Here is a 21,185-nt window from a genome sequence, read left to right on the forward strand (position 1 = left end):
CCGGAGGGTGAAAAAGATTACCTATCGGTCAGTTCGTCCAGAAGGGAGCACCATGCCCTAAAAATTAACTTTACTTTTAAAAATCGGCCGCAGATAAACTTTTAAATTTGCGGCTGAAAAACGTATACCATGACCCTTACCCCTGAATTTATAACGGAATATGGCGAGCAGATCAGTCTTACGGTGGTAAACTACCTGCCCAGGCTGGTCACGGCGATTGTGATCCTGATTGTGGGTATTTACCTGATCCGGATCATCAAGCGGGTTGCCCAGCAGATTATGGTAAGGCGCCAATTCGAGCCTACGTTGTCAAAGTTTCTCGCGGACATCATGATCTGGGGGCTTCGGGTGTTGTTGTTTGTCATTTTTATTTCGCAGCTGGGCGTGGAAACCTCCGCATTCGTCGCGATTTTAGGTGCGGGTGGATTGGCCATCGGTTTGTCCTTGCAGGGCTCGATGTCAAATTTCGCCGGAGGCATGCTCATCATCGTATTCAAGCCATTTCGCGTAGGGGATACCATTGAGGCACAGAATGTAATCGGAACCGTCTCTGAAATACAGATATTCGTGACCAAACTCGTGACGGGCAACAACCAGACCATCTTCATCCCGAATGGCGCCTTGTCGAACAACACGATCATCAACTATTCGATGGCCGGTACCAGGCGTGCCGACCTGCTGTTTGCCGTAGCCTATGATGCGGACCTGAAAAGAACGAAGGAAATCATACAAAGCGTACTGACATCAAACAATAAAGTATTGAAAAATCCTGAGCCTGCTGTGGTTGTGAACGACCTCACCGACAATTCGGTACGGCTGGCCATCCGTCCCTGGGCTACGAATGCCGACTATGGCGCGATGGTTTCAGAGGTGCTCGAGGACATCAAGCTTGAACTGATGCGCGCAGGCATCGAAACGCAACCTTTTGTGAAGGAATCGTCGAAGAAGTAATTTTGGTTTTTCCGTTGAATATTCACGAGTGGCTTTTAGTGCGATGTTGTTCGCGATTAATTGTAAATTTACATCCTGCCGGAATAATCCATTCACGTTTGCGTTATCCTCCCTATGAAAACGATGCAATATGCCATTACCGACATCGAAACTACCGGCGGCAATGCCACTGGCAGCCGTATTACGGAAATTGCGATCATCATCCACGACGGTGAGAAAGTGATTGACCGTTGGGAAACGTTGGTGAATCCGGAAAAGGACATTCCCCTGCCGATTTTCGCGCTGACGGGCATCAACAATGAGATGGTGCGCCATGCGCCGGTTTTTGACGAGGTGGCGGGGAAGGTTTTTGAGCTGCTTTCAGGACGCATCTTTGTGGCGCACAATGTCAATTTCGATTACTCTTTCGTAAAACACCAACTCGGGCAGTCAGGCTTTACCTGGAGTGCAAAAAAACTATGCACGGTACGTGCTGCAAGGAAAATCAGGCCGGGTCTGGGTTCGTACAGCCTGGGGAATCTTTGCCGCGCACTGGACATCGCCATTGAAAACCGGCACCGGGCAGGCGGTGATGCCGATGCTACGGCGACCTTGTTTTCGCAATTACTGCAATGGGACTCAGAATGCGAAATCGGCAAGATGCTTCGGAAAGCGTCACAGGAACAGCGCCTGCCGCCCAACCTGCCCCGGGAGGATTTTGACCAACTGCCCGAAAAGCCAGGCGTGTATTATTTTTACAACGAAGCCAAAAAAGTGGTCTATGTGGGCAAGGCGGTGAATCTCAAAAAACGCGTTGCCTCGCATTTCACCGGACATAAAATTACGCCACAGCGCCAACATTTTTTACGCGATATTTACAGCATTTCATTTGAAGTGTGCGCTACGGAACTGATGGCCCTGCTGCTCGAATGCACCGAAATCCGGAAACTCTGGCCGGTATACAACAAAGCCCTTAAGCGCTTCGAGGCAAAATTCGGCCTGTACGACTATGAGGCCCGAAACGGCTACCGCTATCTTGCCGTCGGGAAATTGCGCAAGCACCAGTCCTGTATACAAACGTTTTATCATGAGTATGAAGCCGTACACACGCTGCTGGGCCTCGTGGATGACTTCCGTATCGATCAGCGGTTCTGCATTTATGGAAAACCTGCGGAAGGCGAATTGCCCGTTAAGCATGCGTCCACAAACCTGCCTGCGCCGGAACAACACAACCTGCGTGTGGCGGCTGCCCTGAATTCGCTGTCACAGGCGCGTCCCAGTTTTGCGATTGTCGATAAAGGCCGGCATGCCGATGAGCGCAGCTGCATCTGGGTAGAGAATGGCATGTTTTACGGCATGGGTTACGTGGACAACACTGTCGGATTTACCGAGCCTTCAGGCGTACGTGAATATGTCACGCGGTACAAGGGAAATCAATATGTGATGCAGCTGATTGACGGGTTTGTGAAGAAGTACCCCGGTAAAGTGCTGTATGAAAACCAATCGGTTGAAAGGTTGTAATCTAATTTTTGGACAAAAAAAAACCCCTCAAAAAATGAAGGGCTTGCGTGCGGATAATAGGACTCGAACCTACACACCGTGAGGCACCAGATCCTAAGTCTGGCGTGTCTACCAATTTCACCATATCCGCTGAACGTGGGTGCAAATATAAGGATAACTTCCAATATTCAAAGGAATATCTTCAAAAAAACTTTAGCCACTTTTTTGTATTTTTGGATGGCAAATTAACCAAAACCGTTATGGACAATATAAAATCTTATGTGCAGGAGCACAAAGACCGATTTATCAGTGAACTGATTGAACTGCTTAAAATTCCGTCTGTGAGCGCCGACAGCGCCTACTCTCAGGACGTGATCGACACTTCTGAAGCTGTCCGGGCAAGCCTGGAGAAAGCAGGTTGTGATCGCGTGGAAATCTGTGACACGCCCGGATATCCTATTGTGTATGGTGAAAAAATCATTGACAGGAACCTGCCTACCGTATTGGTTTATGGCCACTATGACGTACAGCCACCGGATCCGATGGATTTGTGGACTTCACCACCGTTTGAACCCGTAATCAAAAAAACCGAATTGCACCCTGACGGCGCCATCTTCGCGCGCGGCGCCTGTGACGATAAAGGACAGATGTACATGCATGTGAAAGCCCTGGAGTACATGGTTCGCTCAAACTCGCTGCCTTGCAACGTAAAATTCATGATTGAGGGAGAAGAGGAAGTGGGCTCAAAAAGCCTGGGCTGGTTCGTAGAAAAGAACCACGAAAAACTGCAATGCGATGTGATCCTGATCTCCGATACCGGTATGATCTCAAATCAGCAGCCGTCAATCACCACCGGCCTGCGCGGGCTGAGCTATGTGGAAGTCGAAGTGACCGGTCCGAACCGTGATTTGCACTCCGGCCTGTATGGCGGCGCGGTAGCCAATCCGATCAATGTGCTGGCCAAAATGATTGCCTCGCTGCACGATGAAAACAACCACATCACCATTCCGGGTTTTTACGACAAGGTAGAGGAACTTACCATGGAAGAGCGGGCTGAAATGGCTAAGGCGCCTTTTGACCTTGACCAATATAAAAAAGCGCTGGACCTCGACGACATTTATGGCGAGAAAGGGTATGTGACCAATGAGCGCAACTCTATCCGCCCGACGCTCGATGTCAACGGCATCTGGGGTGGTTACACAGGAGAAGGCGCAAAGACAGTCATTGCCAGCAAGGCTTTCGCCAAAATATCGATGCGACTCGTTCCGCACCAGGATTGGGAGGAAATAACGGAACTGTTCACCAGACACTTCGAAAGCATCGCGCCATCGGGCGTCACCGTGAAAGTAAAACCGCACCATGGCGGACAGGGTTATGTCACGCCCATCGACAGCATCGGTTATCAGGCTGCGGCCAAAGCCTATGAGGAGAGTTTTGGCATCAGGCCGGTTCCCGTCCGTTCCGGCGGCAGCATTCCTATCGTCGCGCTGTTTGAGAAAGAACTGAAAAGCAAAACCATCATGATGGGCTTCGGCCTTGACAGCGATGCCATCCATTCACCGAATGAGCATTTCGGGATTTTCAATTACCTTAAAGGCATTGAGACGATCCCTTTGTTTTACAAATATTTTGTGGAATTGTCGAAATAGCGGTATGAAAAAACATCTCATCATCTTATTGCTAATAGTCGTCAATGGGCCTTCATTCTCACAATCCCTCAATGAAAAAGGCGGCGTTGCCGTAGTCGAAGCGACTGACGAAAAAATCTACAGTGGCGTAGACATCGCACCGCAATTTCCGGGCGGGATGCAAAAATTTTACGGCTACGTTGCAAACAATTTTATGGTTCCCGAAGATCTGGAAAGTCCGGGAACCATCTTCGTATCCTTCGTGGTCGAAAAAGACGGTTCGCTCACCGACATAAAGGTATTGCGCGACTTAGGCCATGGGACGGCTGAGCAAACCAAAGCGCTCATGGAAAAATCTCCCAAATGGACACCCGGTACCCAGAACGGAAAAGCGGTCAGGGTACAATATTCGCTACCAATTAAGATTATGGTTGATGACGACAAGGTATATGAAAATCCGGAAATCAAAGCAGACTATCCTGGCACACTCAAAGCATTTTACAAAGAATTGCAAGGTAAATTCCGTGTTCCAAAACGTTTTCATGGCAATGGAGAAATCGTTGCGGAATTCATCGTAGAAAAAGATGGATCAATCTCCGGCCTTGAAATAAAGAAAGACAATATGGGTGGAGACGCTGCAAAACAGGTTACGGAAATGCTGTTGAATGGCCCATCCTGGAAACCGGCAACCCAAGGTGATATGCCCGTACGTTCGCGCTATGTATTTCCGGTTAAAATTGTTGTCGAATAATTTTACGACATATGTAAGATTCTGGCTATCATTGATATTAAATGGCTGCTGACTAATAATCAGCATTTTAACAACATAATCTGATTTTTGACGTTACCTTTGCAGGAATCATCATCAATCAATCATTATGTTACAACAATTCTTCCTCCTGTGTTCCGGAGCGGATAAAAACCTCATCGCGGGCTGCTCCGAAGGCGAAAAAACCAAATTTGCAGGCATTGGCGCCACCGTGTTCTTCACTGCAGTGATGGCTTTCATCGCTGGTGCGTATGCGCTGTACACCGTTTTTGACAACACCTATCCAGCGATCGGCTTTGGTCTTGTATGGGGGTTGCTCATCTTCAATCTCGATCGTTTCATTGTTTCCACCATCCGGAAAAGGGAACGTTTCGGGAGTGAGTTCCTTCAAGCTTTACCAAGGATCGTGTTGGCCGTCATCATTGCCATCGTTATCTCAAAACCTTTGGAGATCAAAATATTCGAAAAGGAAATCGACACGGTTTTGCTCAAAGAAAAAAATGAGATGGAACTCAGCAATAAAAAAGAGATCGCAACCTACTTCAAATCCGATTTGGATAAAAATAAGGGCGATGTCAGTGACCTCAAGTCCGAAATTGCCGCGAAAGAAAAGGAAGTCAACACCCTTTATGAGACCTATATTGCCGAAGCAGAAGGGACTAAGGGCACGTTAAAGATCGGTAAAGGGCCTGTATTTAAGGAAAAGATTGCGAAGCATGACCTGGCACGGAAGGAGCTCGACACCCTACGCAAAAAAAACCTCTCACTCATTGCGGAAAAGGAAGCAAAGACGAAAACGCTGCAGGCCGACCTCGATAGGAAAGTCTCGCAAACCCAACCCATTATCGAAGGATTTGACGGACTGATGGCACGCATCAACGCGCTTGACAAATTGCCATGGCTGCCGTCATTCTTCATCATGCTGCTGTTCCTGGCTATTGAGACAGCACCAATTATTGCCAAATTGCTTGCTCCGAAAGGCGAGTATGATTTTAAGCTTGAAGATCTGGAAACGGCTTTACAGGCGACGCTGTCACAGGACAAATACCAGCGCGACCTGCTGATCCGGACGAGCGCATCGATGCACGATAAAGTGTATGCTGATATCGCCGAGGACAAATCGTTATATAACCTGCAACGCAAAAAAGCGACCGAGCTGCTCGAATTGCAGGCAAACAGCTTTGTAGAAAAGCAACGCAGGACGCTGTAGGCACCAAATCAAAGTTAGTATGTTGATGAGATCAAATAAAAAATCCGGAACGCAATTCCGGATTTTTTATTTATGATTTTCAGATCTTCCAACGTTTACCTTACATATAGCCCAGGATCTCCTTCTTCAGATTATCATATTCCCCCTGCATAATCAGTCCGTTATCAAGCAGCTTCTTGTAATTCTGAAGTTTTATAAACAGCTCTTCACTGGACATCTCATTCAGCGGGCGTTCCTTGTTGGTTTCGGCATGTACATTCGCCGGCTGGCTGGTCGCAGCAAATTCCGGCTGTGCGATGGGCATGATTTCGGCAAAGTCAGTTACTTCTTCAGTAGCCACCTCTTCGATCTCCGGCTCGGTGGCAGGGATTTCCGCTACCTTGATTTCATCTTCGAGTTTTGGTTCCTCGAAGGGCGCCGCAACCGTGGGAGACACACCATTTTTTAATATATCAAGCTGTTCTTTCGAATAGGTGTATAACTTCCTGGCCTGCGTTTTGGGAATGTAATCAATTGAAATAGCGAGTTCTGTTTTGGTTGTAAATGAAAATTCCGAACCTAGGATGTTCTCTTTCACAAAAACGCTTTCGACATCATCCCAGGTGTAATCGGTAAAATCCATTGACAGTCCGAGATTTTTCGGACGGCAAAGGATCAGCCTCTTATTTGTCGCCACGATGCTGTCAGGAAAGACCGTAATCGCCGGTTTTTTCTGAACGCCGATGTAGCCCACTTCCTCGCCTTTCATCAAAAGGTCGTTGAGTTTGCTCGTGATTTTTTCTATCGCTTTGGGATCCTGTTCTTCATTCAGGAATTTTTTGATGCTGTCTTTCATTTTGTTATTAACTGAGTGCCGGAACTACAGGTGTATGCACCTACTATCGGGCAAATTTGTTTGCAAAAATAATGCTATTTCTCCAATCCGCCGATTTCAGCCTGCAATTTTTTGGTCAGGCTTTTGAAGACCAGATCGTAAGAATGGTCAATGAGTTCACGCAGCATTGGGTCCGGAACACCCTGATTGACCCGTATCGTATTCCAATGCACTTTACTCATGTGGTATCCCGGGTTGATGTCCTCATATTCGGCCCTGAGTTCTGCGCTGCGTTCCGGATCGCACTTCAGGTTTACCGCAGCCTGGCCCTTCTCCCATTCCGAAAGCGATGCCAGTGCAAACATCTTGCCACCCACCTTAAACACGAGCGTGTCTTCGTCAAATGGAAAATGCTCGGTGACCGCGGGCTTGGCCAGACAGTACTCAAAATATTGCTGGATGTTCATGGATTATCTTAAATTAGGTATTAAACTTTGATGCAATCGAGCGTCAAGTCCCGCCAGTTACAGCATACAAAACCGGTTTCGACGGGCTGGCATCATTTTCAAACGGGGCGATCTGGAGGTTTAGCAGGTAAATCCCATCGGGTATTTCATCCCCGACGAAAATCAGCTCCGTAATGGTACAGTCCAGCCTTGCATCCGGATTCAGTATTTTGACATCGGTGACGTTCCAAAAGGCCTTGTGCGCGAGCAGCTTGCCTTCATCGTGCTCCCTGTCGACACTCGGCAAATCTATCAAAAGATGCCTGACGCCGCTTTCACGCAGGAATGCCGCGGCATCGTGGTGCAGGTAAGGCGGATTGGTATTGGAATATTTTACTGTTCTTTTTGACGCCGCGTTGGGTAAAGTCCGTATCACAAGCGCTTCAGGAATTTTCTCACTGAGGCGCTCACGGATCTGCACTTCGGAAATCACTAGATCCTCGCCGACCACTTCAGGTTGCACAGAAACCACTTCGGCTAGGAAGAAAAACTGTGTGAGGTGTTTATTGACGCTGTAAAAATCGTTGGTAATGTGTCCCAAACACTCCGTGTGTGTGCCATGCCCGTGCGGATTGAAGAAAATGTTGTTAAAATTCGTGGACGAGCTGCCCTCAGAAACCCTCCCCACCCAATCGCCGACGCGCACGGGCTCGATTTGCGGTTTGCCGAGGTACCACGCAATCGGGTTTGCATCGCTGTCTGATAAAGGAATGGAAATGTCCAGCGGCTTTGACAGGTCAATCTGGAAACTCAGGTTATTATGGTGTATTGTCGCTTTCATTTTTTTTTACTGCCGCGCTTCATTGCAGAATTTACGGCGAATCGTTATGCCAAATTTACCAAAAACAAATCACCCGCAATCCCATCGGTGAGGAACTTTCCGCTTTCGGTAACAGTCAGGATGCCGTCGTCGATGCGCAGCAAGCCTTCACTGACATATTTCGACGATCCTTTCTGCAGGTATTGCAGGTATTTTGCGCCGAAGTCATTGCTGACTTTCTCCATCGAAATGCCCCATATTGTGCGAAGCCCTGTCATAATGTACTCGTTGTAGCGGTCAGTCACCGAGAGGATTTCGGCTTCTGAAGGCAGTGCATCCTTTTCAATTGATTTGAGGTAAATCGGGTTGCTGGCAACGTTCCAGCTGCGCGAAAGCCCATCATAACTATGGGCCGATGGTCCGATGCCGAGGTATTTTTTTCCAAGCCAGTAAGCCGAATTGTTCCGTGAAAAATAATTTTCCTTTGCAAAATTGGACAATTCATAATGGATGAAACCGTGATTTGCGAGCAGTTCGGTCAGGATCGTAAAATGTTCCCGGGCGGCGTCATCCTGCGGTGCGGCAATTTTTCCTGTGGCAATCAATTTCTGCAACGCGGTTTTGGGCTCCACGGTCAATGCATAGCTTGAAATATGCGGTATGCCGAATGACAGCGCAGTGTTTACATTCTGCTTCCATTGCTCATTGCTCATGCCGGGAATCCCGTAAATCAGGTCGATGGAAATATTGCCGAAATACTTCGTGGCCTCGCGCAGGCAATTGACTGCTTCGGCAGCATTGTGTGCACGGTTCATCATCCTGAGGTCTTCTTCAACAAAAGACTGGATGCCGATACTGAGCCTGTTGACTTTGGTGCGGGCAAGCTTTTCAAGATAGTCCGGATTTAAATCGTCCGGATTGGCTTCGATGGTGATTTCAGGATTTTCCGAAACGGTGAAGTTTTCATATACGGTGGCGATCAGGAGTTCCAAATCCCGGATTTTCAGGACCGAGGGTGTCCCGCCACCTAAATAAATCGTCTCGACGGGCCCATCCATAGCATCCTTGCGCATACTGATTTCTTTGGCCAGGGCCGAAACCATGCTGTCGCTGTTTCGCATCGATGTTGAAAAGTGAAAGTCGCAGTAATGGCAGGCCTGTTTGCAGAATGGGATATGGATATAAATGCCTGACATGTCAATAGTTGATGTATCGGTTGATTGGTCATGATTAAAGATCAGCGAAGCGACTTCCTGTTTCGTACACGCTCTTACTTGCTGACGCGTTCTTCATTCTGTTTCACAAATGCGTCCCAGCCCGAATAACTTTTGCCCGCCGTCACTTTCCCCGAATTGAAAAAGTGGCAGACTGCCGCCGCGAGTCCGTCAGTGGAGTCGAGGTTTTTAGGCAATTCCTTTAAGCCTAAGAGTTGCTGCAGCATTTTGGCCACCTGTTCCTTGCTCGCGTTTCCGTTGCCGGTAATGGCCATTTTGATTTTCTTGGGCTCATATTCGGTAATCGGGATCTGGCGTGACAAACCCGCGGCCATCGCCACACCCTGCGCCCTTCCGAGCTTGAGCATCGATTGGACGTTTTTTCCAAAAAAGGGTGCTTCAATCGCTATTTCGTCCGGGTGGTGCGTGTCAATCAGCTCAATCGTACGGTCAAAAATCACCTTGAGCCGTTTGTAATGATCATCGAGTTTACTGAGCTGCAATTCGTTGAGCTGCACAAACTCCATAGTCCTGCCGGTAACTTTTATCAGTCCGAAGCCCATAATGGTAGTACCCGGATCGATTCCCAGGATGATGCGTTCGTTTGCCAATTTTAATTTGTTATTTTGCGTTGATGGTTGCAATGTCTGACAAAGCTAAACAATTCCTTTTTGTTACAATCAAAGTTGTGGTTGTAGTCAGCGCATTTTATTTCATATTCCAAAAACTGCATGGCAATCCCAAACTCGACTGGGGAAAGTTTGCCGAAATATTGCGTACTGAAACCGCCATGCTGTTATTTGGTGCCGTGTTGCTGCTGGCTTTCGCAAACCGTTTCTTCGAAATCCTGAAGTGGCAGTGCCTCGTGGCCACGGTCAGGGACATTTCTCTGGGCAGTGCGTCAGAACAGGTGCTTGGCGGACTCACAGCCGGTATTTTTACCCCAAACGGCGTTGGGGAATACGCCGGCAAGGCGCTCTATTTTGAAAAAGCACTGACCGGCAAAATCCTGTTCCTCAACCTGGTGTGTAATGGGGCGCAGATGCTTGTCTCTGTCGTTTTCGGATTTTTCGGCCTGCTCTATTTCAACGCAATACACCACGTAATCACGTCAAAAACGGTACTTTGGGTTTTTGGCGCTGCCTGTATCGGCATACTTTCCCTGTTTTTTATGAAACGGTTTTCCATAAAAGGATATTCCCTCGAAAAAGGAATCCATAAGATCAATGCGCTGCCTCAACGCGTGCACCGGAAAAACATGGGACTTGCCGTGGCGCGTTACCTGTTCTTTTCGCACCAGCAGTACCTGCTTTTCGTCTGCTTTGATGTGCACCTGCCTTACCTCCTGATGATGGCCACGATTGCCTCAACCTATTTTCTTGCATCCTGCCTGCCTTCGTTCCAGTTTCTCGATTTTGCCGTAAAAGGCAGCGTTGCCGTTTTGTTTTTCGGGTTACTGGGCGTGAACGAGTGGATTGTGGTGCTCGTAACTACGTTGATGTGGTTGCTTAATGTCGTCATCCCGGTAATCATCGGAAGCTATTTCATTCTACGGCTTAAGCGAAAAACATGATTGTGACCGCTATCATCTTAGGGCTGTACTGCCTCATGATTTTTTCACTGGTGTACGGATTTTCCAAGGTGGAATCCGCTGTGCCCGAACCTGGCGGGCCAGTGACAAAATTTTCTATTGTCGTGCCTTTCCGGAATGAGGCGGAAAACCTGCCCGACCTTTTGGCGCATCTTTCCGCATTGAATTATCCTGACCATTTATACGAAATCATTTTGGTGGACGATGATTCCGGCGACGGGTTTACTACGCAAGATGACAGATACAGGTTGGTGCGGAATATCCGGGCGTCCGCTTCACCGAAGAAAGATGCGATACTTACGGCGATTGCGACTGCAAAGCACGAGTGGATCGTCACCACCGACGCCGATTGCATTGTATCTGAAAACTGGCTGCGCATGCTCGACGGGTTCATCCGCAAAACCCACCCGCAAATGGTGGTTGGGGCCGTCACGTACGTGCCTGGAAATGGGTTCCTGCAACAATTCCAGCAATCGGACCTGGCGGCACTACAGGGCGTGACGATTGGAAGTTTTGGGCTCGGTATGCCTTTTCTGTGCAATGGCGCTAACTTTGCGTATACCAAGACTATTTTTAACCAGCTGGATGGATTCCGAGGCAATCTCAATCATGCCGGCGGTGACGATGTGTTCCTTTTGCAGAAAGCCATTGCCGCATTGCCTGATCAGGTCGCCTACCTCAGGTCAGGGGAATATACGGTTTTGACCAAACCCGCGAAGACATGGCGCGAATTGTTCCAGCAACGGGTACGCTGGGCATCGAAAACGGGCGCTTACCAAAGTCGGGCCGCCAGGATAACCGGCGCCCTGGCATTTTTTGGTAATCTGGCCTGGATTGCCGGACTTTTCCTTTTTATCGCCAACCCGGGACGATGGATCATCCTGGTGTTGCTGCTGCTGAAGTGGTGCGCCGACGGCGTGCTGATCGCTACTGCCAATCGGTTTCTGGGTCAACCCACAAGATACTATGCAGCCTCAGCCACGCTGTACCCTTTTTTCAGCACGGTGGTGGCGCTGTATTCGATTTTCGGGAAATACGAATGGAAAGGCAGGCGTTTTTAAACAGGATACGCTAGCCCGGATGGAAGCGGCATCCTTTTTCCTGCTTCTTTAGCAGGGAAAAGATACAGCGTACAGCCGGATGGGCTTCAATATCAATGCGTGACATTTAGGATTACAGGCAAAACGAATGCCGTGCGTACCGGCAAACCGCGTTTGAGCGCCGGACTCACTTTGGGGAAATCTGCCAGTTTGCCCTGGATGATACTGTCCATGACGGTCTTGTCGTATGCCGTTTTTTCGGGAAACTGCGGCTCGAACTGCAGGCTGGAATCGCGTGAAATGATGACCTTGACGTTGAGCGTATCGTACTGAGCGTAACGGACCGTGAGGGTGTCGGCACTGAGGCGCGCCTGGATTTCGGCCGCTATGAAATCGATGAAACATTGTGCACGCTCCGGCTTTGTCGCCAGGGTATCGCAAAGGGGCACCGACGGCATTTCATCCACTTCACCCCAGTTTATCGAATCGAGCTGCTGCTTCAGCAAATTTTCCCTTGACGGTATCTCACGCTGGAAATACTGGCATGAAAGCAATAACAGGCACGCGATAAATGGGATGGTTTTTTTCACGCTTACTCTTTTTTCTGGTGTGACGCGGCGTAATCGCTGTACATCCTCGCGAGCCATTCGTTTTTGGTTTTCTGCGCAATATCTTTTTCCTTTTTGTACAGCAGGCCGTATTTTTCGGAATAGATGGCGATTTTGACGGTGTAGGTGTAATATTCTTCCTTGGTCAGTATCGCTGATTCATCAGACTGCTTTTCGAAAAAGGCCATCATCAGGTCGTCAAAGTCCTTGCGGTTGTAGCTTCGGACTTCAGTCTTGTACTTTTTATAAAGCCGGTCCTTGATATCAAAATCAGGATCTTTCGGGTCCTGTGCGGCCGCAGATAATGAAATCAGGCAAAGTGTAAGCAGGGCAAGGATCTTTTTCATAGGGAGTCAATAATTTCAAATGTAATAAAAAATGGCGTTTTGCCGCAGGTATAAATCAAAAAAGCCCTCCAAATAAATGGAAAGCTTTTCATTGGTCTAACTACTAAACCTTTGGCACTTTCGTGCCTAAACAACACAACTAATCTTAAATGCTTTTTGGGCAAAAAAGCCTTTCGTGATGAAAGGCTTTCCCCAATTTAGCGGTCTGGACGGGACTCGAACCCGCGACCCCATGCGTGACAGGCATGTATTCTAACCAACTGAACTACCAAACCTGCGCTTAATTGCGAGTGCAAATATACTATAGAATTTCGTTTCTGCAAGCGTTTTGATAAAAAAAATCAAACCTTTTGACTGCAGTTTATCCAAAACTTTGTTTTTCAACCAAATATGTGGTGAGAATTTTTTCAAAACTTTCACCTACACTGACCGGCACATACTTGATCTTATTCTGTACACAGGTTTCGGCCACCTTCTTAAAATAAGCCTCCACCTGCTTTTCATACTGTTCCTTGATGTTGTCTGCAAAGATATTGACGTCTTCGCCTGTTTCCATATCGATGAATTTGCGCGGCGCATTATCATACTCGAAATTCAGTTCCGTCTTATTATCGATGACATGGAACAGGACCACTTTGTGCTTGTCATGTTTTAAATGCTGCAGCGCGTTGAACAGCGCCTCTTCATTACCCGACTGAAACATATCGGTAAAAATGACGATCATCGAGCGGCGGTGCATTTTTTCGGCGATCTGGTGCAGGTACGTGGTCGTGTCGGTATTTTTGGCGTCTTTTTTTGTCTCGAGCAACTGCTCCAGCTTGTTCAGGAGCATGCGGTGGTGGCGCTCACTGCCTTTTTCCGGCGCATAATATTCGTACTTGTCGGAATATATGCTCAGTCCTACGGCATCGCGCTGCTTCTTGAGCAGGTTCATCAATACCGCTGAAGCCAGCACCGCAAAGCCAATCTTGCTCTCGTAAAAAGGCTGCCCGGACTTCAGTATCGGGTAATGCATTGACGACGAGTTGTCGATGATCAGGTGACAGCGCAGATTGGTTTCCTCTTCAAATCGCTTGGTGTACAGTCGGTCCGTCTTCGCAAATAATTTCCAGTCGATATGCTTGGTGCTTTCGCCTGAATTGTAGACTTTATGCTCTGCGAATTCCGCCGAAAATCCATGAAAAGGACTCTTATGCATTCCGGAAATAAACCCCTCCACAACCTGGTTTGCCAACAATTCGAGGTGCTGGAAACTCGATATTTTCTCTAACTGTGATTCAATCTTCATCCTTCAAATGTATTAAAAGATTGAATGATTAAAAAATTTAAAACCGGCCAAAGCCAAAGCCAAAAAAAAGCCCCGATGTAGATCAGGGCTTGTGTTTGTCATTCATGGAAGGATTACAGCAACGCGTTGAGCGAATCAGCGTAAGTCTGTTTAGGGGCCACGCCCACCTGACGGCCTACGACTTCTCCTTTGTGGAAAACCAAAACCGTAGGGATATTCCTCACGCCATACTTCGAAGCGAATTCCTGGTTGGCATCCACGTCTACCTTACCGATCACTGCCTTACCATCATACTCCGTTGCCAATTCATCGATTACCGGTCCTACCATGCGGCAAGGACCGCACCAGGCTGCCCAAAAGTCGACCATTACCGGTTTATCTGATTTCAAAACTACTTCATCAAAAGTAGCATCTGTTATTGCTAGTGCCATAATATTTTAATTATTTAGTTGATTCTTGAGACAAAATTAGGCAATATCTTCATGTGATCTATTGTATTAAAATCAGTTTTGGTTATGAAATTATATCCATAATTGATTTGGCCCACGACCGTAACTGGCCACTTCAGGAAAACCTTTCACCAAAATGCCGGAAAGGACTTAATTGAGTTTGAAATGCAACTGCATTTTCTCAAGTTCCTGCAACAACTCGTTTGAGATCCGGACCTTGAGTTTGCGGCTTGGCATCGTTAGCCTGGTGATGATTTTGGTTTCCTCGATCTCCGTGGCTACGCTGAGTTCCATTTCTTCGCCTTCAATGCTGTCTGAGCTGCTTTCCGAAATGCTGTTCTCGTCCAGTTCGACTTCTGTGGCTGCTACAATTTTCTTGACTTTTTCGGTTTCCTCCACTTCAAAAGTCACGGCATGATCGCCTTTGTTCTGCAGGAAAACATGACTCAGCTGATGAACGGTATCCGGCTTAAGCTCTTCGATATTGAGGTTGATGATGAGTTTTTTTGCGAACGCGGCCAGCACATCCTGGAGGTACTGTACAAGCATAAACTGTAAACGCGGCTCGCCTTTCTTTCCGGTTTCCTTATCTGCCCAGCCTTCACGAACCATGACCTTGATAAATGTAAAGTTGTTCTGGATCAGGAAATGTCGGAACTTCAGGTATTCTTCACCGAAAATGCGAAATTCGTAACTCTCATCGTAACCTTCGAGCACAAATGATGCCCAGCCTTTGCCGTTTTTCGCTGTTCGGTGCTGCACATTTGTAATGATGCCCCCGAGACTTAAGGTCTTGTTGACGTGTGCTTCGAGGTTTTTCAGCGATTCCAGCTTATGGCTGCAGAAATACTTCATTTCGAATTTGTAATCATCCAATGGATGCCCTGAAATGTAAATCCCGACCACTTCCTTTTCTTTTGCAAGCTTCTCCATGGTATTCCAATCTTCGCAGGGCGGTACAATGGGTTCAGGGATCTGCACATCGCTGGCTTCCCCGAAGAGGCTTACCTGCGACGAATTTTCATTTTCCTGGAATTTCGCTCCATAGCGTACCGCTTTTTCAAGGAACGTAATCCCGTCACCCTCATCATGAAAATACTGTGCCCGGTGTGTCCCGGTAAAGGAATCGAAACCGCCCGCCAGCGCCAGGTTCTCGAATGCTTTCTTGTTGGCTGCGCGCAAATCGACCCGTTTGGCCAGATCGAAGATCGATTTGTACTTGCCCGATTTTCGGTTTTCGACGATGGTCTGTACTGCACCCATCCCTACGCCTTTCACTGCCCCTATTCCAAAACGGACGGCGTAATGCTCATTTACCGTAAACTTGTAGAACGATTCATTGACATCGGGCCCAAGCACCTCGAGTCCCATACGCTTGCATTCTTCCATGAAAAAAGACACCTGCTTGATGTCGCTCATGTTGTTCGAAAGCACCGCTGCCATATACTCCGCCGGGTAGTTTGCCTTGAGATATGCCGTTTGGTATGCAATCCAGGCGTAGCAGGTAGAGTGGGATTTGTTGAATGCATATTCTGCAAATGCCTCCCAGTCTTTCCAGATTTTTTCAAGTTTTTCTTCGGGATGACCGTTAGCCACTGCCTGATTGATGAATTTGGGTTTCATCTTATCGAGTACATCGCGTTGCTTTTTTCCCATCGCTTTACGCAGGACGTCGGCATCGCCTTTAGAGAAATCCGCCAGCTTTTGCGAGAGCAGCATCACCTGTTCCTGGTATACCGTAATCCCATAAGTATCCTTGAGCAATTCCTCGCACGCATCGAGGTCGTATACGATTTCCTCTTCTCCATTCTTTCGCTTGATAAAGCTTGGGATGTAAGCGATCGGGCCGGGACGATACAAGGCATTCATCGCGATTAGGTCGTCAAAAACCGTGGGCTTGAGTTCCTTCATGTATTTCTGCATCCCTGCACTTTCATACTGGAATATCCCCACCGTTTCGCCACGTTGGAACAATTCATAGGTCTTGACGTCATCAATCGGAAACTGGTCCGGATCGATATCCTTGCCCGTACGGTATTTTACAAGCTTTACGGTATCCTTTATCAGTGTAAGGGTTTTCAGTCCGAGGAAGTCCATCTTCAGCAAACCCGCACTTTCCACGACCGAGTTATCGAATTGCGTGACATAAAGATCCGAATCTTTCGCCGTAGCGACCGGCACGAATTTCGTGATATCGTCGGGGGTGATGATCACGCCACACGCGTGAATCCCGGTGTTGCGTAAATTCCCCTCAAGGATCTGCGCCTGCTGCAGCGTCTCGCCGCTCATGTCCCCGGCCTTCGCCAGTGCAATAAGCTCCTGTACTTTTTCAAAATCCTCAGGACGCAGCGATGATTTGAGCTTTGATTCCTCCATCGAAAATATCTTGGCCAGATTGAGGTTGAAAGGAATCAGCTTGGCGATTTTATCGGCTTCAAAAAGCGGAAGGTCGAGTACGCGCGCGGTATCACGGATCGCTGATTTGGCGGCCATCGTGCCGTAGGTAATAATCTGCGCCACCTGCTTGGATCCGTATTTGCTGATCACGTAATCCATGACCTTGCTGCGGCCTTCGTCATCAAAATCGATATCGATATCAGGGAGCGAGACGCGGTCGGGATTCAGGAAGCGCTCAAAAAGCAGGTTGTATTTCAACGGGTCGATGTTGGTAATCCCAAGACAATACGCCACTACAGCGCCGGCTGCCGACCCCCGTCCGGGGCCGACCGATACGCCCATATTCCTCGCTTCCGCAATAAAATCCTGCACAATCAGAAAGTAGCCGGGATAACCGGAATTCTCAATGGTGAGCAATTCAAAGTCGATGCGTTCCCTGATTTCAGGTGTAATTTCGGCATACCGCCTTTCCGCTCCTTTATAAGTAAGGTAGCGCAGGTACTTGTTTTCGCCGCGTTTTCCTCCATCAGTTTCATCTTCGGGCACCAAAAATTCGGCAGGAATGACGAATTTCGGCAACAGCACCTCACGCGCGAGGCTGTAAATTTCGATCTTATCGACAATTTCGGAGATGGTGCGGATGGCTTCCGGCAAATCATGGAACAGCGCTTTCATTTCGTCGCCCGACTTGAAGTAGTATTCCTGGTTGGGCATGCCGTAACGGAAGCCGCGGCCCAGTCCGATTGGTGTGGCCTGCTTTTCGCCGTCTCGCACGCACAGCAAAATGTCGTGGGCGTTGGCATCGGCCTTATCAATGTAAAAGATGTTATTGGTCGCGACAAGTTTCACCTCATGCTTTTGCGCGAGCCGGATCAGCGATTGGTTGACGCGGTTTTCATTTTCCTGGTTGTGGCGCATCAGTTCGATGTAGAAATCGGGACCGAATTGCCGCTTCCACCAAATGAGCGCTTCCTCGGCCTGATTTTCACCAACGTTTAGGATCTTGTTCGGTATTTCGCCGTATAAATTGCCTGACAACACAATCAGGTCCTCTTTGTATTCTTCGATGGCAGCCCTGTCGATCCGTGGCACGTAATAAAAACCCTCGGTATAGGCTATCGATGACAGTTTAGCGAGGTTGTGGTACCCTTTCTTGTTTTTCGCCAGGAAGACAATCTGGTACCCGTTGTCCTTCCGTGTCTTGTCCCTGCGGTCTTCGCATACAAAAAACTCACAACCGACAATCGGTTTCAAAAGGACTTCCGAAGGGAGTTCGCCGTTTTCCACAGCCGCTTTGTTTTTGGCTTCAGCGGATTTATTATGGTTCAGGATATCGCGGACGAAATGAAAAGCGCCCATCAGGTTGGCATGGTCCGTAATGGCTACGGCAGGCATTTTATGCTGGATTGCAGCTTTCACCAGCGAGGCCACGCTGATTGTGGATTGCAGTACCGAAAACTGGGTATGGTTGTGCAGGTGGACAAAATCGGTATCAATAGCTGCAGCGGCAAGGCCCGAATCTGGACGTTTTGCTTCATCGCTTTTGCGGAAACTGTCGCGGATGGCCTCAGAGGCGGCCTTGAGATTGATGTGTTTGAGTCCGATGAGCTGGATTTCACCCGGGTTGAAATTGCGATAATCCCGGAAATATTCTGCCGGGACGTCAAGTTCTTCTTTTGTAAAAACCTCGCGGCGGATCAGTTCAAGGAAGCAACGCGTGGTGGCTTCGACGTCGGCTGTGGCATTGTGCGCCTCGGCAAACGGCACATGAAACAGGTACTGATGCAGCTCCGTGAGTGTGGGCAATTTAAACTTTCCGCCACGGCCACCGGGAAGCTTGAGCAATGACGCAGTGACTTCCGTACAGGTATCGAGCACCGGCATTCCGCCCATGGCCGATTCGACTCCGAAACGATGGAACTCACAGCCCATGATATTCACATCGAAGCCAATATTCTGGCCGACGATGAATTTCGCTCCGGACAATGCCGTATTGAATTTTTCCAGCACTTCGGCAAGGGGTACACCCTGTTGCTGGGCGAGCTCCGTTGAAATGCCATGAATACGCTCGGCATCGTAAGGGATGTTAAAGCCTTCGGGCCGGATCAGGTAATCCTGATGGTCGATAAGACGGCCCATATCATCATGGAGCTGCCAGGCGATCTGCACGCAGCGTGGCCAGTTCGACGTATCGGTTATGGGTGCGTCCCAACGCTTGGGCAATCCGGTGGTTTCGGTATCGAAAATTAAATACATAATTGAATGTGAGTTCTTTGCAAATGCAGGAAGTAGCAAAGCGTAATCCCCAAAAATAGCGCATTCCAGCCAAAAAGAAAGCGTAAGTTTTCAACAAAAAAAACCACCCGATCTTAAATCGGGTGGTTGATATATTTTGAAGCGTCTATTACTGAATGCGAATGCCTAGTAATCCCTTCCGCCGCCACGGTTGTATCCGCCGCCGCCACGATTGTCTCCATAACCGCCTGAACGGCCACCGCCGCTTCCGCCACGGTTGTTATTGAAGCTCCTTCTTTCGCCTTCCGGCTTTGGCTCTGACTTGTTTACAACAATGTTACGGCTTTGCACCGTCGCGCCATTTAGTTCATCGATTGCTTTTTGTGCTTCGTCATCATTTGACATTTCAACAAAACCAAATCCTTTGCTTCTTCCGGTAAATTTATCGCTGATAATTTTAACTGAATCTACTGTACCATAAGCCTCGAAAGACTCTCTTAAATCTGCTTCCTCAATACTGAACGGAAGATTTCCAACAAAAATATTCATACTAGTCTAAAAATTTTAAATTCACACAAATGTAAGTGTTATTTTCAGAGCAGCACCATTAATTTAATTATTTATAACAGTGTTGGTAAGAAACTTTTACGTATTTTATATGAAACTGTATTTGGTAAGGGTAAAACGGATGGTCGTCCCTTTGTTAATCTCAGATTCTACGGCAAGAGTCCCGCCCAGCCCTTCGACAAGTTTTTTTACCGTGGAGAGGCCGATGCCATTGCCGCGCCTGCCAAAACGGTCCTCGGACGTAAGCACTTCAAAGATGTCGAAAATACGGGATTGGTCTTCCTTTCGGATCCCGTTACCGTTGTCAGTTACCCGAAAATGGTAGTACTCTTCGGTTTCCTCAAAACCGACCTCAATCGACACGTGCTTGCTGTTATTGTATTTGATGCTGTTCCCGATCAGGTTCAGCAATATCTGCTGGAGCGCTACCCTGTTAGTGTAAATTTCCTGGTCTTCAAATGCAGTCGTGATCCCAAATTCCTGCTGCGTGTCGAGCAGGGCGATGGTTTCCCTGACGAGCGCGCCCAATTCAAAAACGGTGCGCTTGCCTACCAGTATGGCGTCCCCTTTACTGTGCTCGAGAATCCCATCAACCAGGTTTCGGAGCGTCTGAGATGAAGCGTCAAGCATCGAGAGGTAAGTAATTGCCTCCTGGTCGAGTTTCGCAGAGTAGTCATCAATCAATATGCGGCTCAGCCCGGAAATATTATTCAGCGGCGATTTGATGTCATGCGCCGCGACATAGGCAAATTTCTCGAGTTCCTTATTACGGTTGGCGAGATCATTGGCGAATTTCTCGAGCAGGATCTTGCTTTTCCTCAATTCAAAAAGGCTTACGACCTGATTGGACAGCGCCTTGAGGGCCTTTAACTGCTTTTCGTTGAGTTCCTTCGGTTTGTCATCGATCACGCACAAGGTCCCCAAAGCAAACCCTTCGGGACTTAACAGCGGAATCCCCGTGTAAAATACGACATGCGGCTCACCGACAACCAGCGGATTATCATGGAAACGGTCATCGAGCCTGGAATCCTTCACCGTAAAAATCTCATTCGGATTGACAATGGCATGCGCACAAAATGCGGCATCGCGTGAACTTTCATTGTCATTCAGGCCCACTTTCGATTTAAACCACTGCCTTTTTTCGTCGATGAGGCTTATCGTTGAAATGTTGGTTTCACAGATTTGGGATGCCAATTGGGTGATGTCATCGTACTCTTCCTCAGGCAGTGTATCAAGTATGGAATACTCCTTGAGGTTCTTAAGCCGTAGGGATTCGTTTTCAGGAATTGGGGAATTCATCATTGGAAAATGCTTTTGATTTTAGAAAAAAAA

19 protein-coding genes and 2 tRNA genes are annotated in these 21,185 nt (G+C 48.0%); 7 read left to right on the top strand and 14 right to left on the bottom strand.

Annotated features, from left to right (window positions below; all coding sequences use genetic code 11):
• Window positions 1-129: 129 nt before the first annotated feature.
• The gene (locus HYN48_RS01835; RefSeq protein ID WP_108369510.1) at window positions 130-951 is read left to right on the top strand and encodes a mechanosensitive ion channel family protein; all 822 of its coding nucleotides are present in this window, start codon (window positions 130-132) and stop codon (window positions 949-951) included.
• 114 nt (window positions 952-1,065) lie between these two features.
• Window positions 1,066-2,451 carry an exonuclease domain-containing protein gene (locus tag HYN48_RS01840; RefSeq protein ID WP_108369511.1) on the top strand — a complete coding sequence of 462 codons (1,386 nt, stop codon included), beginning with the start codon at window positions 1,066-1,068 and terminating at the stop codon, window positions 2,449-2,451.
• A gap of 48 nt (window positions 2,452-2,499) precedes the next feature.
• Here the strand turns inward: HYN48_RS01840 and HYN48_RS01845 are convergent.
• Window positions 2,500-2,581 (bottom strand) — tRNA-Leu (locus HYN48_RS01845).
• A 109-nt stretch (window positions 2,582-2,690) separates the two neighbouring features.
• Between HYN48_RS01845 and HYN48_RS01850 the strand changes: the two genes are divergently transcribed.
• The 3 genes from HYN48_RS01850 to HYN48_RS01860 all read left to right on the top strand — a co-directional run bounded on the left by HYN48_RS01850 (window position 2,691) and on the right by HYN48_RS01860 (window position 6,037).
• Window positions 2,691-4,079 carry a dipeptidase gene (locus HYN48_RS01850; RefSeq protein ID WP_108373278.1) on the top strand — a complete coding sequence of 463 codons (1,389 nt, stop codon included), beginning with the start codon at window positions 2,691-2,693 and terminating at the stop codon, window positions 4,077-4,079.
• 4 nt (window positions 4,080-4,083) lie between these two features.
• Window positions 4,084-4,809 (top strand): energy transducer TonB, encoded by a 726-nt coding sequence (locus HYN48_RS01855; RefSeq protein ID WP_181248503.1) that lies wholly within the window; start codon window positions 4,084-4,086, stop codon window positions 4,807-4,809.
• Window positions 4,810-4,936: 127 nt separating this feature from the next.
• The gene (locus tag HYN48_RS01860) at window positions 4,937-6,037 is read left to right on the top strand and encodes a DUF4407 domain-containing protein (protein WP_108369513.1); all 1,101 of its coding nucleotides are present in this window, start codon (window positions 4,937-4,939) and stop codon (window positions 6,035-6,037) included.
• 100 nt (window positions 6,038-6,137) lie between these two features.
• Here HYN48_RS01860 and HYN48_RS01865 read toward each other — a convergent pair whose 3' ends face one another.
• From HYN48_RS01865 to ruvC, 5 genes are all read right to left on the bottom strand, one after another.
• The gene (locus tag HYN48_RS01865; RefSeq protein WP_108369514.1) at window positions 6,138-6,872 is read right to left on the bottom strand and encodes a PH domain-containing protein; all 735 of its coding nucleotides are present in this window, start codon (window positions 6,870-6,872) and stop codon (window positions 6,138-6,140) included.
• A 74-nt stretch (window positions 6,873-6,946) separates the two neighbouring features.
• Window positions 6,947-7,318 (bottom strand): MmcQ/YjbR family DNA-binding protein, encoded by a 372-nt coding sequence (locus tag HYN48_RS01870; RefSeq protein WP_108369515.1) that lies wholly within the window; start codon window positions 7,316-7,318, stop codon window positions 6,947-6,949.
• Window positions 7,319-7,361: 43 nt separating this feature from the next.
• Window positions 7,362-8,138: a cyclase family protein gene (locus HYN48_RS01875; RefSeq protein WP_108369516.1), complete on the bottom strand. Its 777-nt coding sequence runs from the start codon at window positions 8,136-8,138 to the stop codon at window positions 7,362-7,364.
• Between the two features lie 44 nt (window positions 8,139-8,182).
• On the bottom strand, window positions 8,183-9,313 hold the full coding sequence (hemW, locus tag HYN48_RS01880; protein WP_108369517.1) for a radical SAM family heme chaperone HemW: 1,131 nt from the start codon (window positions 9,311-9,313) through the stop codon (window positions 8,183-8,185).
• A gap of 74 nt (window positions 9,314-9,387) precedes the next feature.
• Window positions 9,388-9,942 carry a crossover junction endodeoxyribonuclease RuvC gene (gene ruvC / locus HYN48_RS01885; protein WP_108369518.1) on the bottom strand — a complete coding sequence of 185 codons (555 nt, stop codon included), beginning with the start codon at window positions 9,940-9,942 and terminating at the stop codon, window positions 9,388-9,390.
• 23 nt (window positions 9,943-9,965) lie between these two features.
• Between ruvC and HYN48_RS01890 the strand changes: the two genes are divergently transcribed.
• On the top strand, window positions 9,966-10,904 hold the full coding sequence (locus HYN48_RS01890) for a lysylphosphatidylglycerol synthase domain-containing protein (protein ID WP_108369519.1): 939 nt from the start codon (window positions 9,966-9,968) through the stop codon (window positions 10,902-10,904).
• The gene (locus HYN48_RS01895) at window positions 10,901-11,983 is read left to right on the top strand and encodes a glycosyltransferase family 2 protein (RefSeq protein ID WP_108369520.1); all 1,083 of its coding nucleotides are present in this window, start codon (window positions 10,901-10,903) and stop codon (window positions 11,981-11,983) included. The genes HYN48_RS01890 and HYN48_RS01895 overlap by 4 nt, the downstream gene beginning before the upstream one ends.
• Before the next feature lie 92 nt (window positions 11,984-12,075).
• Here HYN48_RS01895 and HYN48_RS01900 read toward each other — a convergent pair whose 3' ends face one another.
• The 8 genes from HYN48_RS01900 to HYN48_RS01935 all read right to left on the bottom strand — a co-directional run bounded on the left by HYN48_RS01900 (window position 12,076) and on the right by HYN48_RS01935 (window position 21,155).
• Window positions 12,076-12,552 (bottom strand): hypothetical protein, encoded by a 477-nt coding sequence (locus HYN48_RS01900; RefSeq protein WP_108369521.1) that lies wholly within the window; start codon window positions 12,550-12,552, stop codon window positions 12,076-12,078.
• Window positions 12,553-12,554: 2 nt separating this feature from the next.
• Window positions 12,555-12,917, bottom strand: a complete 363-nt coding sequence (locus HYN48_RS01905) for a hypothetical protein (RefSeq protein ID WP_108369522.1) — start codon at window positions 12,915-12,917, stop codon at window positions 12,555-12,557.
• 201 nt (window positions 12,918-13,118) lie between these two features.
• Window positions 13,119-13,192 (bottom strand) — tRNA-Asp (locus tag HYN48_RS01910).
• 86 nt (window positions 13,193-13,278) lie between these two features.
• A complete protein-coding gene (locus tag HYN48_RS01915) occupies window positions 13,279-14,205 on the bottom strand; it encodes a DUF58 domain-containing protein (protein ID WP_108369523.1) in 927 nt (308 codons plus the stop codon).
• 113 nt (window positions 14,206-14,318) lie between these two features.
• Window positions 14,319-14,636 carry a thioredoxin gene (trxA, locus tag HYN48_RS01920; protein WP_108369524.1) on the bottom strand — a complete coding sequence of 106 codons (318 nt, stop codon included), beginning with the start codon at window positions 14,634-14,636 and terminating at the stop codon, window positions 14,319-14,321.
• A gap of 168 nt (window positions 14,637-14,804) precedes the next feature.
• Window positions 14,805-19,307, bottom strand: coding sequence for a DNA polymerase III subunit alpha (gene dnaE / locus HYN48_RS01925; RefSeq protein ID WP_108369525.1), 4,503 nt, complete (start codon window positions 19,305-19,307; stop codon window positions 14,805-14,807).
• A 165-nt stretch (window positions 19,308-19,472) separates the two neighbouring features.
• A complete protein-coding gene (locus tag HYN48_RS01930; RefSeq protein ID WP_108369526.1) occupies window positions 19,473-19,835 on the bottom strand; it encodes an RNA recognition motif domain-containing protein in 363 nt (120 codons plus the stop codon).
• A gap of 105 nt (window positions 19,836-19,940) precedes the next feature.
• Window positions 19,941-21,155, bottom strand: a complete 1,215-nt coding sequence (locus tag HYN48_RS01935) for a sensor histidine kinase (protein ID WP_108369527.1) — start codon at window positions 21,153-21,155, stop codon at window positions 19,941-19,943.
• Window positions 21,156-21,185: the final 30 nt, after the last annotated feature.

Source organism: Flavobacterium magnum (assembly GCF_003055625.1).
GTDB classification, from domain to species: Bacteria; Bacteroidota; Bacteroidia; order Flavobacteriales; family Flavobacteriaceae; genus Flavobacterium; species Flavobacterium magnum.